At 65.1% G+C, this 19,924-nt stretch carries 13 protein-coding genes; 5 read left to right on the top strand and 8 right to left on the bottom strand.

What is annotated here, in order from left to right:
• Window positions 1-10 precede the first annotated feature (10 nt).
• Complete coding sequence (locus OOZ48_RS06405; protein ID WP_269496664.1) at window positions 11-604, bottom strand: amino acid synthesis family protein; 594 nt, start codon at window positions 602-604, stop codon at window positions 11-13.
• A 541-nt stretch (window positions 605-1,145) separates the two neighbouring features.
• Between OOZ48_RS06405 and OOZ48_RS06400 the strand changes: the two genes are divergently transcribed.
• Entirely contained in the window at window positions 1,146-3,401 is a 2,256-nt protein-coding gene (locus OOZ48_RS06400; RefSeq protein WP_269496663.1) for an arylsulfatase, read from the top strand.
• A 25-nt stretch (window positions 3,402-3,426) separates the two neighbouring features.
• On the opposite strand, the gene OOZ48_RS06395 is transcribed toward OOZ48_RS06400, so the two are convergent.
• The 5 genes from OOZ48_RS06395 to OOZ48_RS06375 all read right to left on the bottom strand — a co-directional run bounded on the left by OOZ48_RS06395 (window position 3,427) and on the right by OOZ48_RS06375 (window position 9,822).
• Window positions 3,427-5,745: a penicillin acylase family protein gene (locus OOZ48_RS06395; protein ID WP_269496662.1), complete on the bottom strand. Its 2,319-nt coding sequence runs from the start codon at window positions 5,743-5,745 to the stop codon at window positions 3,427-3,429.
• Window positions 5,746-5,759: 14 nt separating this feature from the next.
• Complete coding sequence (locus OOZ48_RS06390; RefSeq protein WP_269496661.1) at window positions 5,760-7,043, bottom strand: TRAP transporter large permease; 1,284 nt, start codon at window positions 7,041-7,043, stop codon at window positions 5,760-5,762.
• The gene (locus OOZ48_RS06385; protein WP_269496660.1) at window positions 7,040-7,555 is read right to left on the bottom strand and encodes a TRAP transporter small permease; all 516 of its coding nucleotides are present in this window, start codon (window positions 7,553-7,555) and stop codon (window positions 7,040-7,042) included. The genes OOZ48_RS06390 and OOZ48_RS06385 overlap by 4 nt, the downstream gene beginning before the upstream one ends.
• A gap of 60 nt (window positions 7,556-7,615) precedes the next feature.
• The gene (locus OOZ48_RS06380) at window positions 7,616-8,587 is read right to left on the bottom strand and encodes a DctP family TRAP transporter solute-binding subunit (RefSeq protein WP_269496659.1); all 972 of its coding nucleotides are present in this window, start codon (window positions 8,585-8,587) and stop codon (window positions 7,616-7,618) included.
• Between the two features lie 65 nt (window positions 8,588-8,652).
• Window positions 8,653-9,822, bottom strand: a complete 1,170-nt coding sequence (locus tag OOZ48_RS06375; RefSeq protein ID WP_269496658.1) for a mandelate racemase/muconate lactonizing enzyme family protein — start codon at window positions 9,820-9,822, stop codon at window positions 8,653-8,655.
• Window positions 9,823-9,922: 100 nt separating this feature from the next.
• Between OOZ48_RS06375 and OOZ48_RS06370 the strand changes: the two genes are divergently transcribed.
• Entirely contained in the window at window positions 9,923-10,834 is a 912-nt protein-coding gene (locus OOZ48_RS06370) for a LysR family transcriptional regulator (protein ID WP_269496657.1), read from the top strand.
• A 52-nt stretch (window positions 10,835-10,886) separates the two neighbouring features.
• Here OOZ48_RS06370 and OOZ48_RS06365 read toward each other — a convergent pair whose 3' ends face one another.
• Together OOZ48_RS06365 and OOZ48_RS06360 are read right to left on the bottom strand one after the other, a co-directional pair.
• Window positions 10,887-15,263, bottom strand: a complete 4,377-nt coding sequence (locus OOZ48_RS06365; protein WP_269496656.1) for an autotransporter domain-containing protein — start codon at window positions 15,261-15,263, stop codon at window positions 10,887-10,889.
• A 223-nt stretch (window positions 15,264-15,486) separates the two neighbouring features.
• Complete coding sequence (locus OOZ48_RS06360) at window positions 15,487-16,377, bottom strand: LysR family transcriptional regulator (protein ID WP_269496655.1); 891 nt, start codon at window positions 16,375-16,377, stop codon at window positions 15,487-15,489.
• 108 nt (window positions 16,378-16,485) lie between these two features.
• On the opposite strand from OOZ48_RS06360, the gene OOZ48_RS06355 reads away from it, so the two are divergent.
• From OOZ48_RS06355 to OOZ48_RS06345, 3 genes are all read left to right on the top strand, one after another.
• Window positions 16,486-17,472 carry a 2-hydroxyacid dehydrogenase gene (locus OOZ48_RS06355; RefSeq protein WP_269496654.1) on the top strand — a complete coding sequence of 329 codons (987 nt, stop codon included), beginning with the start codon at window positions 16,486-16,488 and terminating at the stop codon, window positions 17,470-17,472.
• 15 nt (window positions 17,473-17,487) lie between these two features.
• Window positions 17,488-18,687 carry an enolase C-terminal domain-like protein gene (locus tag OOZ48_RS06350; RefSeq protein ID WP_269496653.1) on the top strand — a complete coding sequence of 400 codons (1,200 nt, stop codon included), beginning with the start codon at window positions 17,488-17,490 and terminating at the stop codon, window positions 18,685-18,687.
• Window positions 18,688-18,755: 68 nt separating this feature from the next.
• Window positions 18,756-19,886 carry a maleylacetate reductase gene (locus OOZ48_RS06345; RefSeq protein ID WP_269496652.1) on the top strand — a complete coding sequence of 377 codons (1,131 nt, stop codon included), beginning with the start codon at window positions 18,756-18,758 and terminating at the stop codon, window positions 19,884-19,886.
• The last annotated feature ends 38 nt before the right edge of the window (window positions 19,887-19,924 follow it).

The raw sequence follows: 19,924 nt of genomic DNA, 5'->3' as shown, positions 1-19,924 counted from the left end.
AAATTCAGGATCAGGCGTTTTGAGGGGTGTTGCGCATGCCGTTCACCAAGTTGCGCACGGTTTCCTCGCTGGCGCCCACGATGCGCGCGTTCGGGCGCCCGGTAGCATAGGCGACGATCAGCAGGATTTCATCCGCGCGCGGCGCGCCGGGCACGTGGATCTCCATCGTGTCCATGGCGTCGTAATGCCAGCCGTCATCGATGCCGCCCAGCACGACGTCGATGGAGGCGCCTGGTCCGCCTCGTTTCGCGTTGCCCGGTATCAGGGCATAGCCGGCCTTGATGGCGGCGCGAATCGACAGGCCGATCTTGCAGTGGATCATGGCCGCACCTTGCTCAAGGTCACCGGCCTCGCCGACGATCACGCCCTTGCCGAAAGCAATCGGCTGGCGCCCGCCCAGGGCATCGAGGCTGCGGCGCACCAGGAGGTCGCCGATGCGGGAGGATTCGGCGATGCAGTCGTCCAGCGTGTCGGGGCCGGCGCTCCCGCGGGTGGGGTTGCCCAGCACCGCGCAAGCGGCAACCCGCAGCGCTGGCGGGTCGATGGCCACGCCCGAGGAATGATGAATTTCTTGCGTGATGAGGTGGATTTCTCGGATGTCCATGGCTGCGTTCACCTTGTCGATGCTGCGTATAGTCGGGCAGGAAGCGTTTTGGGGCTGGGGTCTGTCTACCAGGCCGTGGGCTCATAGTAGACATTGCTGCGAATAAAGATCAATCCAGGCGCGGCGAGAGGAAACGGTCTGAAATTTGACATATCGGATTTTTTATTGATTGATTAAAAAGGAAAAATTCTATTTTTTTTGATCTATAGATTTTTTTGTCGAGCCCGGAGTGGAAGAATAATTCTGGTAAACCATGATGTTTTCGGATCAAGAAACATGAGTTTGTCCACTATAGAATAAATTTTTTCAGATGGGGGATCGAATAGGTCAATGCTATGGCCGGCCATGAGACACGGCCTAAAAATGCAGAAAACGCATCGAATACGCTAAAATAATGCAATAGATATCTAAGGGCCAGGCACATACACTGAGTCTCCGGATCAACCCGCCGCCAGGCCGGCGTCGCGCCCCGGGCCGCGAACCGCAGCCGGTCGGCAAGGCACGCCCGCGCGGCGCCGCGACGGGCATCAGGAGACCAGGCATGGCCCATCCCCAGCGTATCGGCAGGACAATCGAGGAGTCCACGCCCCATTGGCCCGCGCAACCGACCGCGCCGCGAGGGGCGCCCAATGTATTGGTGGTGCTGTTCGACGACGTCGGGTTTTCGGACTTCGGATGCTATGGGTCGGCGATCCGCACCCCGGCCATCGATGCGCTGGCCGCCGGTGGCCTGCGGTACTCGGGATTCCACACGACCGCGATGTGCTCGACCACCCGCGCGTCCCTGTTGACGGGCCGCAACCATCATTCGGTGGGCATGGGCTGCCTGGCCAACTTCGACAGCGGATATCCAGGCTATCGGGGCAAGATCGCCAAGGAAGCCTGCACGCTCGGCGAAGCCCTGCGGCCGGCCGGCTACCGGAATTACTTCGTCGGCAAGTGGCACGTGACGCCGATGAATGAGGCCGGATCCACAGGGCCATTCGACGGCTGGCCGCTGGGCCGTGGATTTGATCGGTTCTATGGGTTTCTGAACGCGGAAACCGATCATTATTCGCCTGAACTCGTCCAGGACAACACGCACATCGCGACCCCGGGCGACTATGCCGGCGGCTATCACCTGACCGCCGACCTCGTGGACAAGTCCATCGGCTTCATCGCGGACCACATCGCGCAAAAGCCCTCGGCGCCGTGGCTCACATGGCTCGCGTTCGGCGCCTGCCATGCGCCGCACCAGGCGCCGCGCGCCCTCATCGACAGCTACGAATCCGTATTCGCCGACGGCTGGGACGTCGACCGCCGGCGGCGCCTGGCCCGGCAGATCGAACTGGGCATCGTGCCGCCGGGCACGCCGCTGCCGCCGCGCAACGACGGGGTGCGTCCCTGGGACGAGCTTTCCGGAGACGAACGCCGCTTGTTCGTGCGCCTGCAGGCGGCGTACGCGGCGATGCTGGACCATGCCGACCAGCAGATCGCGCGCCTGGTGGACTTTTTGCGCACCACCGGAACCCTGGACAATACGATCGTGATCGTGATGTCCGACAATGGCGCAAGCCAGGAGGGCGGACCGCTGGGTGCCGTCAATACCCTGGGCAGCTACAACTACCAGCCGGAGTCCCTGCAGGACAAGCTCGAACGCATCGACACCATCGGTGGACCGGGCAGCCACTCGAACATCCCCCATGGCTGGGCGATGGCCTCCAATACGCCGCTGAAGCGCTACAAGCAGAACACGCATGGCGGCGGCATCCGGGATCCCTTCGTCATGTCATGGGATCGGGGGATCGCGGCCCGAGGGGAGATCAGGCACCAGTTCGTCCATGCCTGCGACCTGTACCCGACCCTGCTGGACCTCATCGGGGTACAGAGCCCCGAGTCCGTCAACGGCATCGCGCAGATGCCCATCGAGGGGGTGAGTTTCAAGGCGTCGCTCGCCGATCCCGAGGCGCCTTCCAAGAACGTGCCCCAGCATTTCGAGATGTTTGGTCACCGCGGCTTGTGGCTGGCGGGCTGGAAGGCCGTGGCCTACCATCCGCCTGGCACGCCGTTCGACGACGACCAATGGGAGCTCTATCACCTCGACACCGATTTCTCCGAAGTGCGCGACCTGGCGGCGCAGAAGCCCATCCTGCTCGACGCCCTCAAGGCGATCTGGTGGGAGCAGGCCGCCCAATACAAGGTCCTGCCGCTGGACGACCGGTTTGGTCCCCGCTTTGCCGAGAATGCCCAGCGCATACTCGGCGAACGCCGGCACTTCGTCTTTCACCGTGGCGTGGGCCACGTGCCGACCGACTTGGCCCCGGACGTCCGCAGCCGCAGCTATACCATCCGCTGTTTCGTGGACATGAAACCGGGCGCGCAGGGCGTGCTGATCGCCCATGGCGACGCCACGACGGGCTATGCGCTGTACCTCAAGGACGGCCACCTGTTTCACGACCTCAACCTCGGAGGCAGCCACGAGATCGTCCAATCGAACCACCGGGTGCCGTCCAGCGCAAGCACACTGGGCCTGCGGGTCGACAGGCTCGAGCGCGGGGCGCAGGGCGAGGCCTTGCGCAGCCGCTACACCCTGCTGGTCGATGATGAACCCGCGGGCAGCATCGAGAGCACGCGCTACTTCAAGTCCCTCATTTCATGGTCCGGTTGCGACATCGGCTGCGACCGGGGTTGCGCGGTGTCCCTGTACGAGGCGCCGTTCCCGTTCACGGGCTTGCTGTCCCGCGTCGAGGTCGAGCTGGACGACGACCAGGCCTTCGACGGCGAGGCCGTCGGCCTGGCCGAGATGAGCCGCGAGTGAGTCAGAACCGGAGCGTGGGCGCCGGCTAGGGTTCCAGCAGGATCCGTTCATGGCAGTGTGCCTGGATCTCGGTGCATGCGTACAGCAGCGGAAAGCTCTCGCCGCGCGCCCAGGGTGCGAACAGATTCGCATAGTGCTCCGAGCGCGGGTCGCCCGACTGCCCCGGCGCGTTCATGGCGCGGCTGCGATCCCATGCGCCGACGTCCACGACCAGACGAAAGGTCGAGCCGGAGGTTTGCTGCCAATCGGCGTTGTAGGCGGTGTCGCAAACGGTGTCGCCGCTGCCGCCGCGGCTTTGCGGGCCTATCGACAGCAATTGATCGTCGACGCCGTGGGCCAACAGGCGGGTGCGCATGGGGTGCCGCATATAGGACACATGGAGCGTGCCCCAACGCCAGGAACCCATGTCTGGCCCCAGCCGTTCCGCAACCGCGGCCACGGCTCGCGCCAGCGAGTCGCGGACGATGGCGGCCAGCGATTCCCGGCCCGTATGGTCGTCCGGCCAGCCTTCCAGCAAGGCGATGTCCACACGCGCGTCAGCCAGGAAGTCCTCGGCGACCGCCGTGGCAGCCAGTGCATCCTCCAGACGTGCGGCGTCGAGGATGCTGCGGCTCAGCGCCATGCGCTTGAGTGCCGGGCGCAGAAACTTCCGATACCAGGTCTCGAATAGGACGGCGGCGGCGGAGTCCCGCTCCAGGCGGCAATCCCATGCCAGCAGCATCTCCAGACCGGGGACGGCGCCGCCGTCCGGCACGATCCGGCGGATGCTGTCGAGGATGCGGCGGGCGGGAATGCTCAGGACGTCGTTTTGCAGCGCCAGGGAGTGATCGACGGTGCTTTTGGGGGCGTCTTGAAAGTATTCCTCGATGCGCTGCTTGCGGTACGGCGCGAACCAATCGTAGGTGACCTTGCGGTGCAGGGGGTGGGTGTCCGGAAGATTGCATTCATTCGCCGAGGCCACCATGCCGGAGGCCGGATTGTGGACCTCGGGCAGCTCGTCGCCATCGTGAAAGCCGTCCCATTCGTAGCGTCCGTCCCCCGGCACGGGCAGGGTCCCGTCCCAGTTCGGGCGGCGCGGCATCAGGCCCGAGGGCTTCCAGCCGATGTTGCCCGCCGCATCCGCGTACACCTGGTTGAGCGGCGGTGCGCCCCAGCGGTTCATGGCGGCGGTGAAGTCTTCCCATGACTTCGCCTGCATCGATTGTGTCGCTGCCAGGTAGGGCGCCATGCCGGGCTCCAGCCAAGCTGCGCGCAGGGCAAAGGCACTGTGCGTCCGTGAGTCTTGGCGAATGACGGGGCCGTGCCGGGTGTAGAGCAGGGTTTCCGTCCGTGGCGGGCCGTCCAGCACCTCGATGCTCTCCTGGACGGCGTGCATCGGCTCCCAGCGTCCCTGGTACCAGTATTCGAGCGGATTCTCTGGGTTCGTTCGATAGACGTAGAGGTCTTCCTGATCGATGGCGAATGTGGTGAGGCCGAACGCAGCCGTGCCATTGTGCCCGATGGAGACGCCCGGGAGCCCGGGTTCGCCGGCACCGATCACGTCCAGCCCGGGTGCCGTCAGGTGGGTGATGTAGCGCAGCCCGGGGATCGCGGCGGCCGCCCGGTGAGGATCGTTGGCCAGGATTGGGCGCCCGCTTGCCGTGCGGCTGCCAGCGAGCGCCCAGTTGTTGCTGCCATCGGGCACGAAGCCAGGGGGGCGGATGTTCATTTCCGGCAGGACCGCGGTTGCCAGGTCATAGACGCGCAGGACATCGTCTGGAATCAGCGATAGATCCAGTCCGTCGGGGATTTCCAGTTCGTGTGCGGGTTCGCGCTGGCGTCGCAGGTTCTCGGTTTCCGGCCCGTGGTCGCGCAGGGCCAGGGCGCGGGCCACTTCCTCGCGCACGTTGGCGGCCACGCCATGGCTGCGCATGCGGGGGATGTCGTCGATATTCCATAATTCGGGCAGGTAGCCCAGGGCGCTGAATTCGACGGGCAGGTATTGGGGGTCGGAGCGGCACAGTTGGACGTAGGCGTTGATGCCCGCCACGAAGGCCGATACGATGCGCTTGGTTTCCATGCCGTAAGCCAGCCACTCGCTGCGCATCTCTCCGCGATACAGGAACAGGCGGGCGGCCCGGTCGCGTTCGATATAGTCCGGTCCGAAGACCTGGGCGAGGCGCCCCAGGTTGCGCCGCCGCCAGAAGTCGATTTGCCAGAGTCGGTCTCGCGCTGCGTTGAAGCCTTGCGCAATGAAGACGTCCCGCTTGGATCGGGCCTGGATGTGGGCGATGCCCCACTCGTCCACGAGGATGTCTACTGGGTGCTCCAGCGCGTCGACGGTGAAAGTTCTGCTTTGTCGCATCACGGTGATCCTTTCTATAGCAGGCCCAGCAACCTGGGCAGGCCGAGCGTCACGGAAGGCACGTAGGTGACGATCATGAGGACCAGGAAAAGTGGCGCCAGGAGCGGCACTACGCCCCGGGCGATGCGGCCGATGGGAATGTTCGTTACCGAGCTGAGCACGAAAAGGACCAGGCCGACGGGAGGGGTCAGCAGGCCCATCATCAGGTTGAAGATGATGATGGATCCCAGTTGGACCGGCTCGATGCCATAGGCCGCGGCTGCCGGCATGATCACAGGCACCAGGATCAGGATGGCCGAGTTCGGCTCGATCACCATGCCGATCAGCAGCAGGAATATATTGAGCAGCAACAGGAAGACCAGGGGATTCTGGGTGACGTCCAGTATGCCCGCCGCCAGCATCTGCGGCACCTGCTCGCGTCCCAGTACCCACCCGAACACGGCCGCCGCAGCGACGATGAACATGATCGAGCCCGTGGTGGAGGCCGTGGACACGAAGACCGATTTGAAGGCCCGCAGGCCCAGCGTCTTGTAGGCCAGGCCCAGTACGATCATGTAGAACACCGCCGCACCGGCTGCCTCCGTGGGCGTGAAGACGCCGCCCAGGATGCCTCCGAGCACGATGACCGGGGCCAGGATCGCGAATGACGCGGACCCCGCCGCCCTGGCCAGATCCTTGCGCGGGGCCTTCGGCAGGCGGAGCTCGGGCTTGTTGCGGGCGTGCAGGTACACGACGATGGACAGGACGGCGGCGATCAGGAGCGCGGGGACGACCCCGGCCATGAACAGGCTGCCGATCGACACACCCGACACGACGCCGTATACCACGGCCGTGACGCTGGGCGGCATGATGGGTCCGATCAGCGTCGCTGCTGCCGTCAGGCCGACGGAAAACCGCTCGTCGTATCCCCGGGTCGTCATGGCCGGCACCTGGATCTTGCCCAAGCTGGCGGCGTCTGCCATGGCCGAGCCGCTCATCCACGAGAAGACGACGCTGGAGGCGACGTTGACATAGCCCAGGCTGCCGCGCACGTGGCCCAAGGCCGCCAGCGCGAAGTTGAACAAGCGGTCCGCGATCCCAGCCTGGTTGGCCAGGTTGCCCATCAGGATGAACATCGGTACGGCCAGCAGCGGGAACGAGTCCACGCCCGAGGTCATCCGCTGCAGGACGATGGTCAGGGTGATGCCGTCGGCAAAATGGATGTAGAACAGCGAGGGGATCAGCAGCGAAAAGGCAACGGGCACGCGCATCAGCATGAGCGCCGCCACGCCGCCTAGCAGCCATATCAAGGTGGTCATGCTGCGGGCTCCTCGAGGATGCCGGTCTCTTGCTGTTCCGGCGGCGCGGTGGCCGGAATCCGGTCCAGGGCGACCAGCAAGGCACTGATCAGGGAATGCAGGGCAATGAGCACCATCCCCGCGAAACTGGCCAAGTACACCCACCCCATGGGGATGGAGGCGGCCGGCGACGAGATGGCGAACATCCGGGAGACGAACCGCCAGCCGTAGGGAAGCAGCGCCACGCAGCCGCCGGCAACGATCAGGCGCGAGACCACCACCACCCATTTCACCATGCAGCCGGGTAAGGCCTTGTCGATCAGTGTGATGGCGATATGCCCGTCCGTGCTCGTCACCTGGGCCGCTGCGATGAAGATCAGCCAGATCATCGTGTAGCGGGCTACTTCCTCGGTCCAGGTGAACGGATGGGCGAAGAGATAGCGGCTGAGGACCTGCGCCACGATCAGCAGGAACAGCATGAGCAGCAGCAAGGCCGAGATCGTCCTTTCCGCGTTGACGAGCATTCTATTCATGAGGCGTGACTCGCAAGAGGAAAGCGGCGGATGCCCGCCGCCGGATCTGGATGATAGGTGTTATTGAGCCTGGACGAGGTCTCTGTAAATACTTGTCCAGACGAATCGTCCATCGTCCTTGGAGAAGCTTTCTATCACCCGGTTGCGGAAGGCGTCGCGATCGACGTCGATCACTTCGATCGTATTGCTGGCCTTCCAGCGGTCCACGATAGTGGCTTCCTCGTCCTGTATGCAGGCCGCTACTGCGCCCGTCGCCTCGTCGGCCGCCTTGCTCAAAGCCGCGCGCTGGTCGTCATTCAGCGATTGCCAGAACGGCTCGGCGACCATGATCAGGGTGGTTTCGACGACGTGGCCCGTGAGCATCAGATAATCCTGTTCCTCATAGAATTTCATGCTCTGGATGGTCGGCAGCGGGTTCTCCTGCGCGTCGATCACCTTCTGCTGAAGACCCAGGTACACCTCGCCGAAGGCCATGGGGGTGGGGCTGCCGCCCATGGCCTGGAGGTTGGCTAGCATGATGGGCGCATCGGGCACGCGGATTTTTTGACCGGCTAGGTCCTCGGGTGTGCGGATGGGTTTGTTGGCCGTGAGGTGGCGCGTCCCATATAGCCAGGTTCCGATGATCCGGATGTTTGCTTTCTTCAGCACCTCGTCGTATAGGCGCTGGCCGATGTCGCTATTCACGAATTGCTTGACGCCGTCATAGTCCTTGAAGGCGTACGCGGCGGTCATGACTGACAGCGGCGGATGCCAGACGCCGAGGTCCGAGGGCGATCCCATGGCGATTTCCAGTTCGCCGATCGCCAGCTGCTCGATCATTTGCGGCGCAGTGCCCAGTTGAGCGGCCGGATAGACCTTGGCCGACAAGCCCACGCCCGCCTTGGCGATGGCATCGACCATCGGGTTGGCGCCGCAGCGATTGTTGGGGTGCCCCGGCTCGTAGTGGTTGCCGAAGCGCGCCTCGGAGGCGGCAAGGGCCTGGCTCGACAGGAACGTCGCGAGGCACAGGGTGAGAAGCAGGCGTTGTTTCATTGTTGTCTCCTAGAAATTTCGAGTGTTCGATTCGATCGAGGCGGCGGCCGCGGCCCGTGTCGGGCTCAAGGCTCGTAGACTTCGCGCATGGCCTTGAACAGTTTCGAGTTGGTCTCGAATCCGATGCCGGGCACCGAAGGCAGCCCGACGTAGCCTTCTTGCACAACGATGCCGTCCGCGAAGCCGCAGAACGGCTTGAAGACGTCCGGGTAGGATTCGTTGCCGCCCAGGTGCAAGCCTGCGGCGATGTTGAGGGACATCTGGTGGCCGCCGTGAGGCACCACACGCCGGCTGGACCAGCCACGTTCGTCGAGGACGTCCAGTATGCGCAGATACTCCACCAGTCCATACGACAGCGCGCAATCGAATTGGAGGAAATCCTGTTCCGGACGCATGTCCGCGTAGCGCAGCAGATTGCGGGCGTCTTGGTGTGAGAACAGGTTTTCCCCGGTCGCCATGGAGCCCGGGTAGGTTCGTGACAGTTCCGCCTGGAGCGCATAGTCGAGCGGATCGCCAGGCTCCTCGTACCAGTACAGGCCATAGGGTGCGAGCATCTCGGCATAGGCCAGCGCCGTTGCCGTATCGAGGCGGCCGTTCGCATCCACGGCCAGGGACTGTCCCTTGCCGACGACCTCGAGCACGGATTCGATGCGCCTGCGATCCTCATCAATGGAGGCGCCGCCGATCTTCATCTTGACGACACGGTATCCGCGATCCAGGTAGCTTTGCATTTCCTGCTGGAGCTGACTGTCGTCCTTGCCGGGATAGTAGTAGCCGCCGGCGGCATAGACCCAGACCTTGTCGTCCGCCTGCCCGCCGCGATAGCGGTCGGCCAGTACCTGGTACAACGGCTTTTGCTCGATCTTGGCGACGGCGTCCCAGACTGCCATGTCGAGAGTGCCCACCGCCACGGACCGTTCTCCATGCCCGCCGGGCTTCTCGTTGCGCATCAGGACGTCCCAGATGGCGAACGGATCGAGGTTGTCGTGCTTTTCATCGATCAGCCGGGCGGGGTCTGTCTCCAGCAGCCGGGGCAGGAAGCGATCGCGCATCAGGCAGCCTTGTCCGTATCGGCCATTCGAGTTGAATCCGTATCCGACGACCGGCCTGCCGTCCCGGATCACGTCCGTGACGACGGCGACGACCGAGCACGTCATTTTCGAGAAATCGATGTAGGCGTTGGCAATATCGGACCCGATGGAGAATGTCTTTTCCCTGACATCGATGATGCGCATGTTCCTGCTCCGCAACGTGAATGAAAGACCTAATGGTAGGGACCGGGGTGCGGCGAGGCCAATGCTATATTCGACTGGATCTATGCCGATCAGGACTGACATGGAATTGCTGTGGTTGGATGATTTCCAGTTGCTGGCCGAGACGGGCAATTTTTCCCGGGCTGCCGAATTGCGTCATGTGACGCAGTCCGCCTTCAGCCGGCGCATCAAGGCCCTGGAGGACTGGGTCGGCGCCAGCTTGTTCCTGCGCACCTCACGCGGATGCCATTTGACAGAGGCGGGGGAGTTCTTCCGCCTCAAAGCACCGGAGCTGGCCAGACAGTTCCTGACGCTGCGCGAGGAAACCTGCGCGGTGGCTCAGGCTGATGCCTTGACCCTTCGATTCGCCGCCACGCAGACGCTGTCCTCCACATTCTTTCCCGAGTGGATACTCGGCCTTGGCGAGGTCACGCAGATGGCGTCGCTGCAATTGATCGCCGGCACCATGGCTGCCTGCGAGCAGCAGATGTACCAGGGCAAGGCCCAGTTCCTGCTGAGCCATCAACACCCGGCATTGCCACCCGGGCTGCCAGCCGACAGTTTCGTTTCCGCCATCGTCGGCCATGATGCCCTGATCGCGGTTTCAGCCCCGGATGAGCATGGAAATCCTCGTTGGCGACTCACCGACGGCCAGTCTCCCAGCTTGCCGTACCTGGCTTATACCCGGGATTCGGCGGTGGGGCGCATCCTGGAGCATTGCGAACCCTTGCTCCCGATCCAGTTTGTCCGGGCACCGGTGATGTCCTGCACCCTGGCGGCGGTGCTCAAGTCGATGATCCAGAACGGCAAAGGGATGGGGTGGCTGCCGTTGAGCCTTGTCCGTTCGGCTTTGGAATCGGGCGAACTGGTTCGGGTCTTCGATCCTGTCAACGACATTCAATTGGAAGTGCGGCTGTATCGTCCCGACTTCCCCTTGAGCGCGGCCGCGGAGCGTTTGTGGGCCGCGGTACAAGCAGGGCGGCCCGGCGTTTGACGGGATGGAGGCCCGGTCGGGATCACCGGCTCGGGCGAAGGGGCGAAGCGAGTCAGAACCGGATCTTCAGGTTCAGCGACGCCGAGTGGTCGGCGTTGCCGCCGCCGAACTGGCCGCTGTAGGCCAGCCCCACGGCCGTATTGCGGCCGACCGCCACCTGGGCGCCCAGGTCCAGCACCGCTGCATCCCGGGCGATGGGCGCACCCGACACGCGGAAGCTGCTGCCGCCGCCCTCGACGAAGGACAGGCTGCGTCCTGGATCGACGTCGCCCGCGGCATGCCGCCAGCCCACGCCCGCGGACAATTCCGCGGCGCCTGCGCCGAGTTCGACCCGGGTCTTGCCGCGCAGGCCAAGGGTGAGGGCGGTGATGCTGTCCCTCTGGCTGTCGCTGTGCAGCGCCGCCGAACCGCCCGACTCGGTGAAGTCGTCGGTCTTCTGGCCGATCCAGGTCACGCCGGCATAGGGTTCGATGACGCTGGCCTTGCCGGCCGGCATGGCATAGGCCAGTTCCGTGAACAGTTGCGTGGCATTGGCATGATAGTCCGCCTTCAAGGTCTGGGCACCGCCCGCGTCCACATTGCGGCGGCTGTCGATGTCATGGCGGGTGTAGGCTGCACCCGCGAGGACGCTGACCTTGCCGGGGCCGGCGTCCCAGGCCTTGCCGCCGTACAGGGCCACGGTGTAGCTGCTGACGTCCGAGCGGGAGCCCCGGTCATCGACCTCGACCCGGCCGTCCATGTAGCCCAGCGCCCCGCCCACGCGCCAGCCGTGGCCGAGGTTCCGGTCGCCGCCGACGAACAGTCCGCCCGTCCGCGTCCGGGCCGTCGCGGCATTGCCGTCGCCCTCCAGCGAACTCCAGTTTCCCGTCACCTGCGCCCACAGCGGATAGGCAGCCGAGCGGGGCATGGCGCTGCCTGGCAGGGTGCCGCCCGACTGGGCGACCGGCGCGCCCGGCAGCATTCCGATGCCAAGATTGCCGCGCAGGTGTCCGGCCAGTGTGCGTACGATCCGGTCGCCGGACTGCATCAGCGCGGCCTGTGTGCTGGCGTGCGCCTCGCCGGACAACTGGTTCAGCGCGTTCCTGCGTGCTTCCGCCTGCATCTGCAGGGTGGCATCGGCGGCGCTGTTTCGGCCGGCCACCGAGAGCACGCCGTCGAGGGTCGCGTTCTGGTTGCCGGAAAGTCCGCTGCGGTCCGCGGCCTTGCCCGAGTCGACCGACAGGCTGATGCGGACGTTGTCGAGGCCGTACTTGACCGGATCGAGCTTGACCAGGGTGCCGGCAAATGAATCATCCAGCGTGCCGCCGTTGGAGAACGTGTTGAGCACGTGGCCCGCCTCGGTCTTCACGATGGTGTAGTCGTGATCGAGCAGGTAGCCGCCGTTGCCGTTTTCCTGGCGGACGGTCAGTCCGATGCCGGACAGGTCGAAGTCGCCGTTGCGGATGATGATCAGGTCGGACTGGCCGGCCGAGTTGACTTCGGCGACGTAGTTCCCGCTGAAGCCCGCGCTGGTGCCGTAGCTTTGGACGCCGACCGAGTTGCCGGGGCTCAGGGTGCCGCCGTTGCCGCCCAGGCTGCCGCTGACCAGCAGGTTGCCGCCCAGGGTGGAGCCCGAGTTGGCGGTTGCGCCGCCCTGGATCGAGATGGGCGTCTGGACCGTGCCGCCCTTGAGCGAGGAGCCGATGTCCAGGACCACGCTGCCCTTGATGAGGGTGGGTGCGGTCTGGCTGAACTGGAACGACGTGTTGTTGCCCGAGACGGTCTGTCCGACGGTCGTCGAACCGAGGAATACGTAGCGGGAGCCGGTGCCCACGACTGCGCCGCCGATCGTGGTCGTGCCGTTGAAGCTGGCCGTGCTGCCGGTCTGGGTCTGGACGCCCTCCGAGATCGTCGCCCCGTTGGTGAAGACGATGGTCGAGTTCTGGCCGCCGGTGACGTTGCCGTCGATGGGCGCGCCGCCCGAGTCCTCGAACGAGCCGCCGTCGCCGACCGAGGTGTCGTCGATGCCCCAGACGATGCCGGCCCACTGGGCACCCGCGCCGATCGTGAAATTGGTCTTTCCGCCCGCGGCCCGCGTGCCGTCCCCGTTGGGGTCCAGGCCGTCCTGGTCGATAATGTCGCCTGATGACACCGAGCCGGCCTCGAGCGTCAGGTTGACGATGCCGTCCATGCCCGCGTCGCCGCGGTTGACCTGCAGCAAGGTGCCATTGTTGACGGTCAGGTTCGAGCCCGCGCCGACGGTGATGTCCTGGACTTGCCCCGCCTGGTTGATTTGCGAGGTGATGGACGCGGACTTGGATTCGGCGCGTACCTGGTCCAGGATTACGCTGCCGCTGTCCTCCAGATAAAAGGCCGAGGCGTGTTCGCCCGAGGCCAGGATCTGCGTACCGGCGATCTGGGCGCTGGATCCGCCCGTGAGGTATACCGCATCGGCGGCCACGCCTTCGGCGGACTGGCCGCCACGCGCGTGGATGGTGCCGCCCGACAGGAACAGGGTGCTGGCCGTCAGGGGGTTGGGCGGCGTGCCCGGCCGCTGTGTGGTGCTCATGGCGTTGAGCGAGATGCCGCGCGCGCCGTCGGCCCAGGTGTCGATGCTGGTGTCCGTGAGATCCAGGACGGCTCCGTTGTAGGCGACCGCCCCGTACGCGTTCTCGCCATGGGTCTCGATGGCCGAGCCCGTCGTCGTGATCCGGCTGCCGATGTTCTGTGCCGACAGGCCGTAGGCGTCGTTCGCGTAAGTCCGGATGCGGCTGTTTTGCAGCGCGATGGTGGGCGTGTCTTCGGGTTTGCTGTCCGTCGTGCGGCCGCTGTATGCGTGCACGGCGTTGGACGCCAGCCCGGTCGTGGTGGAGCCTTCCGTGCCTGTAACGATATCGACGTTGTTGGCGCTGATGGTGGCGCTGGTGCTGGCCAGCAGGCCGCGGCCGTACTGGAGGCCGAGATAGCGGATCCGCCCTCCATTGAGTTCGATGTTGGCCTCGTGGCTGGCGGCGACCGCGTTGGAGAGTTCGCCCGGGCCGGTGTAGGCCCCCCAGGTGCCGATGTCCACGTCATGGGTGGTCACCCGCGTTTCGGCGCCGTCAGCCGCGATGCCCGTGCGTCCCGACGAGGTGCTGGCGTTTGTGACTGATCCGCCGGACAAGTCCATCGACGCGCCGTTTGAGGCGTAAGCGCCGTACTTGCCGCCGTTCGTCAAAATCGTCGTGCCGTTCGTCGTGATCATTGAACCGGTGCCGTTCGCGCTAATGCCGTAGCCCTGCTCGGCGGTCACCGAGTCGTCGCCGGCCAGGCTTACGCTGCCGCCCGTGGACGCCGCGACGCCCGTGCTATTGGCGCCATGCGTATGGAAGGTGTTGCCGCCGCCGCTGGTGATCTGGCTGCCGTAGGATGATTGCAGCGCGGGGGCGTTGGCCCCGTGGGTCTCTATCGTGGTGTCGGTCAGATGGATCGTGCCCGATGTCTGTTCGGCTGCATCCGCGGCGCTGGCACCGATGGCACCGGCGCCGCTGGTGCTGATCCGCGTACCGTCGATCGTCACGACGCCGTTTCCAAGGGACCCGCCGTACACGCGCACCCCGGCGGCCGCCGCGCCGGAGGTCGTGATGCTGCCGCGCGTCAGCGAGGCGCTGGCGCCGTTGAACACCTCGGCGCCGAAACTGTTCGTGCCGACCGTGGTGATGTCCGTATCCGTCGCCTCGACCCTGGCGCCTTTGTTCGCCGATTGGATGCCGTCGGCGTAGTTCGGGTCGTAGGTATGGATGGTGATATGGTCGAGTGTGACGCGTGTTTCGGACTCTGGCGACGAGACCGTCCGGTAGGCGTTGACGGCATGGCCGAAGGTGCTGTGCGTGCTGATGACGACATGGCTGGCATCGATGGATCCGCCGTCATTGGCTTGTATGCCCACGGTGCGCTTGCTGCCCGACCCCGTGACCGTGCCGCCGTCGATGACGGCATGCCCGCCGTTTTCAGCCCCGACGCCCGCGGTAAAGGCGTGCCCGCCCGCGTAGCCGTCATAGGCGTTCAAGGTGATCGTTGAATCTTTAAGCGTCGCGTTGGCGCCGGCCCCGGTGGCCGTCACGGTGCGGCCATTTTGATTGGGCTGCACGTCGTTCGTCAGTGTGGCGTTCTCCAGCGTCAGGCTGCCCCCCGACTCGATGCGCAGCATCTCGTAGGCTTTGCCGCTGATCTGCGTGCCGTCGCCCGTGACCACGCCGCCGTCCAGCACGGTGACTGTGCTGTTGGTCATGGTGGAGTCGCCCAAGTCCTGTGTGTTGCCTATGGTCAGGTTGACGGCGCCCGTGTCCGGTGCATAGGCGTACGCGGCCACCAGTGCCGCCGTCAAGGCGGTGTTTCGCAGTGCGGTCCTGCGCCGGGCCGCTGCGTGATCGGGCGTCGGCTTGCTGTCGTGTGTCTTGATGCCGCCCATTCGCTCTCTCCTGGAGAACCGTGAATGAAAAACCGCTGTGGGCATGGGAGCCCCGCGGTCACTGGCTGTTACGCATCAATCTTTTTGTTGTCTTCCGTGCTCTTTTTGTCGTCGAAGGATGTATGTCCTTACTGTTGGAATGGTTTTTAAAATTTAACAATATTGTCGACATATCCAATCGCCTGGATACAGTTTTTTTCACTTTTCTTGTGGGCGTGGACCACTACCGCAACGAGGCGCCTACCATCGTCGCGATATCGACGAACTTCTCGACGGTGGGTGAAATGCGCTCGCTGGCGCGGATGACGCCCAGCGTCAATCGCGGCCCCGGGCCGCGCAGCCGGCGATACGTGGCCAGCGGTCGCGCATAGTGCTGCAGCCTGGAGGCCACGAAGCCGATGCCCATGTTGCAGGCCGCCATGGCGACGATGGATTGGGCCGGTGCGGCTTCGATGATCTTGCGGGGGCTGAAACCCTCCTGATGGCATAGTGCGATGATCTCGTCGTACAGCCGCGGCCCGACGGCGCGGGGAAACAGGATGAATGTTTCCTGGGCGAGATCCTTCAAGGTCAGGACCGCTTTTTTGCTCAAGGGATTCTCGTCCGAGAGCACCACATCGAAGGGGATGGCGGAAATCACGCGGCAGACGAGGGCCGTGTCCTCCAGGGGCGGGTGCACCAGGCCGACCTGGATGTCGCCGCGCCGCAGGGCGCGCTCCTGATCCGCGGTCGTCATCGAGCGGATGGTGAGCGCGACTTTGGGTAAGGCCTTGGCAAACCGCCGGGTGATTTCGGGAAGGATCACGAACAACGCGGTTGCGGTGGCGCCGATGGTCAGCTCGCCGATGGCGCCGCGTTCGATCTGGCGGGCGCGGTCGACGATGTCGGTCATTTGCAGCAGCAGCTTGTAGGCCTCTTTGCGAAAGAGCTCGCCTGCGGGCGTCAGGGACACGTTGCGTCTGTCGCGATAGAAAAGCTGGACCTGCAGCTCGTCCTCCAATTGCCGCAGCAGCTGGCTCAGCCCGGGCTGGCTGATGTGGCAGCGATCGGCCGCACGCCGGAAATTCAGTTCCTCCGCCAGGACGATGAAGCATTGCAGACGGCGTTGATCCATGAGGTTCTCCGCGTGGTTTTATGATAAGTAGTGTTTATTATTAGATCATAAAACATAATTGGACTTTCTCAGTGGGCCACTTGTAGGATGTGCCCAAGGAGACAGTCAATGAAGATCATCATGGTCGGCGAGGCGGCGAATCACAAGGACACGCTGGCGGCGGAACTGCCCGCCGGGTGCGAGTTCATTGCCCTGCCTCGCGAGGCCTCGCACAGCGACGAGTACGACGCGGCGATCGGCGCCGAGGACGTGTTGATCACCTTGCGGTTTTCGAGGCCCTCGGGCAGGGTGCCGGCCTTTCGCCTGCTGCACGTGCCGGGGGCCGGCCTGGATGGCATCGCGCTGGATGCCTTGCCGCCCTCAGCCATGGTGTGCAACGTCTTCGAGCACGAGATCCCCATCGCGGAGTACGTCCTGCTGGCCATGCTCGAATCCGAGATCCGGCTGGCCGACATGCGCCGTCGGTTCGCAACGCAAAGCTGGTCCGAGGCATACCGCCATCGGGTCCAGCATGGCGAAATCCATGGCAAGACCCTGGGCCTGGTCGGCATGGGCCGCATCGCGCGGGCAATCGCCCAGCGCGCCAAGGCGTTCGGCATGCGGACGATCGCCACCGATCCGGCCGGCGGCATCGTGCCCGGACTGATCGATGATTTCGCGCCGCCGGGCGAACTGGACCGCTTGCTGGGCCAATCCGATTTCGTGGTGATCGCCTGTCCATTGACTGAGACGACGCGCGGCATGATCGGCGCCCGGCAACTCGCGCGCATGAAATCCTCGGCGGTGCTGATCAATGTATCGCGCGCCCAGATCGTCGATGAGGGCGCCCTGTTCGCGGCGCTGAAGGACCGGACCATCGGCGCTGCGGTGCTGGACGTGTGGTACCGCTATCCGGCGTCGGCCGACGACGAGGTCGCGCCCGCGGATCATCCCTTCCACGAATTGCCGAACGTCGTGTGCACGCCGCATTCGTGCGCCTGGACGGCCAATCTGGCGGTTCGCCGGTACGGGTTCATTGCGGGCAACATCCGCCGCCTGATGGCCGGCGAACCCTTGCTCAACGTTGTCCGGGCGCCGGCGCCTGGACGGTCATGACAGAAAGGAACGGGAATGCTGGACACTAAAGGCGGTGTGCCGATCAAGATCGTCGACGTGACCACCACGGTGGTGAATGCCGAGATGCGCAACTGGATATTCGTCAAGGTCACGACCGATCAGGACGGCTTGTACGGTTGGGGCGAAGCCAGCCTCAACTGGAAGACGCGCGCGGTCGCCTCGACGGTCGAGGATCTGGCACCGCTGCTGCTTGGCCGCGATCCGCGCGACATTGAACAGATCCTGCGCGTCCTGAACAAGCACAGCTACTATCGCCTCGGGATCATCGGCGCGACGGCCATCAGCGGCATCGAGCATGCGCTCTGGGATATCTTCGGAAAAAGCCTGGGCGTCCCGGTATGGCGTCTGCTGGGCGGCAAGGTGCGCGACAGCGTGCGCGTCTATACGCACCTGGGCATGGGCGACATGAAATCCGTCTACGAGACCTTCGACGAAGGCGCCTTGCGCGACCGCGCGCTGGCCGTGATCGACAAGGGCTACGACGCGCTCAAGGTCGTCTTCATTCCCTATTCCCACTATTCGGTCGGCACGGCGGCGCGGCGCGATGTGGGGCGGCGCATGCAGGTGCTGCGCGAGGCGGTGGGCGACGAGGTGGAAATCATGATCGATTTCCACGGACGGCCGGCGTCGCTGTCGGCGGCGCTGCAATTCATCGACGAGCTTGCGCCCTACCGGCCGATGTTCTGCGAGGAGCCCGTGCAGCCCGGCGATGCCGAGGCGCTGCGCGCCATCACGGCGCGCGCGGCCTGCCCCATTGCCGCGGGGGAGCGCCTGGTCGGGTTCAAGGAGTTCGAGCCGCTGTTCCGCGCACAGGCGGTCAACATCATCCAGCCGGACCTGAACCATACCGGCGGCCTGCTCGAGGGCAAGCGCATCGCGCACGCGGCCGAGCATGCCTTCATGGGGGTGGCGCCCCACAATCCGAACGGACCCGTGGCCGGCGCGGCCGCCCTGCATTTCGATGTGTCCACGCCGAACTTCGTCATCCAGGAGGAAATGTCGGGCGCGGTGCCCTGGTACGACGACGTGGTCGCCACGCCGATGCGCCGGGTGGGCAATGCGTGGCAGGTGCCCGACAGCCCGGGCTTGGGCGTGGAAATCAACGAGCGCGAGGCCGCCCGTCATCCGTTCAAGCAGGAAGTCATGCATGCGGCCGGCGCGGTGCTCGACGACGGAACCATCGTCGACTGGTAGCTCGGCACGCGAGGCCGCCCGATCGGGGGCCGCAAGGACAACAGATCAACTTCGAGGGAGCAGCATCGATGGGCAGCAGTGAGTGGGGCATGTTTGGCGGGGCGGACTTTGCCACGCCGGGCGATATCTACAATGCGATGCCGCCGCGCATCGTGTTCGGTGCGGGCGCGGTCGCCGATGTGGCCGACGAGGTCGTGCGCCTGGGCGCACGACGTGCCCTGGTCGTCTGCACGCCCGGGCGCAACGAGATGGCGCATCGGGTCGCCGAACGCCTGGGGAGCCTGTGCGCCGGCGTCTATCCAGAGGCGGTGTCGCAAGTGCCCATCGAGCTGGCGAGGACGGCGCGCGCGCATGCCGGCGCGCATGGCATCGACTGCCTGGTTGCCGTGGGCGGCGGGGCCGCCGTCGGCTTGGCCAAGGCGGTCGCCCTGGAGACTGGCTGCCCTTGCATCGACATCCCCACGACATATTCGGGATCCGAGATGACCGGGTTTTGCGGCATCACCATCGATGGCGTCAAGCGGATGCACACCAGCCTGCGAATGCTGGCGCGCACCGTGGTCTACGATCCTGAACTGACCCTGAGCCTGCCGGCGCAAGTGAGCGCCGAGAGCGCCATGAATGCCATGGCCCACTGCGTCGAGGCGTTGTACGTGCCGACCGCCAGCCCCATCATCGCCATGGCCGCCCTCGAGGGCATCCGGGTCCTGGGCGACAGCGTGCCGCGCGTCATGCGCGATCCAACGGACCTGCAGGCCCGGCGCGGCGCGCTGTACGGCGCGTATTTGGGCGGGGCCGCGCTGACCGGCGGATTCGCCCTGCATCACGGCGTCGCGCACGTCCTGGGCGCGAGCTACGGCATTCCTCACGCGTCCTCTCATTCGATCGCGTTGCCGTACGTGACGGCCTTCAACGAGCCCGCCCGCCCGGCGGTGATGGCCAAAGTCGCCCAGGCGCTCGGCGCCGAGACGGCGGCCGGCGGCATCTATGATTTCGCCCGTTCCGTGGGCGCCCCCGTTTGCCTGGCCGACCACGGCATGGCAGGCGGGGATATCGAGCGTTGCACCGAACTGGTGATCGAGACCGACAACGGCCTGAATCCCCGTCCGGTGCATGCACAGGGCGTGCGCTCCATCCTCGAGGCCGCCCTGGCTGGTGAACGGCCGCGCGCCGAGGCGTTCGCGGCAGGATTTTCTTGACACATCCCGCCCAATAAGAACAATCCACATGACCAAGG

Source organism: Castellaniella sp. S9, from assembly GCF_027257175.1.
GTDB lineage: Bacteria > Pseudomonadota > Gammaproteobacteria > Burkholderiales > Burkholderiaceae_B > Castellaniella.
Note: the sequence above shows the minus strand (reverse complement) of the source record. Positions and strands in the feature narration are given on the sequence as shown.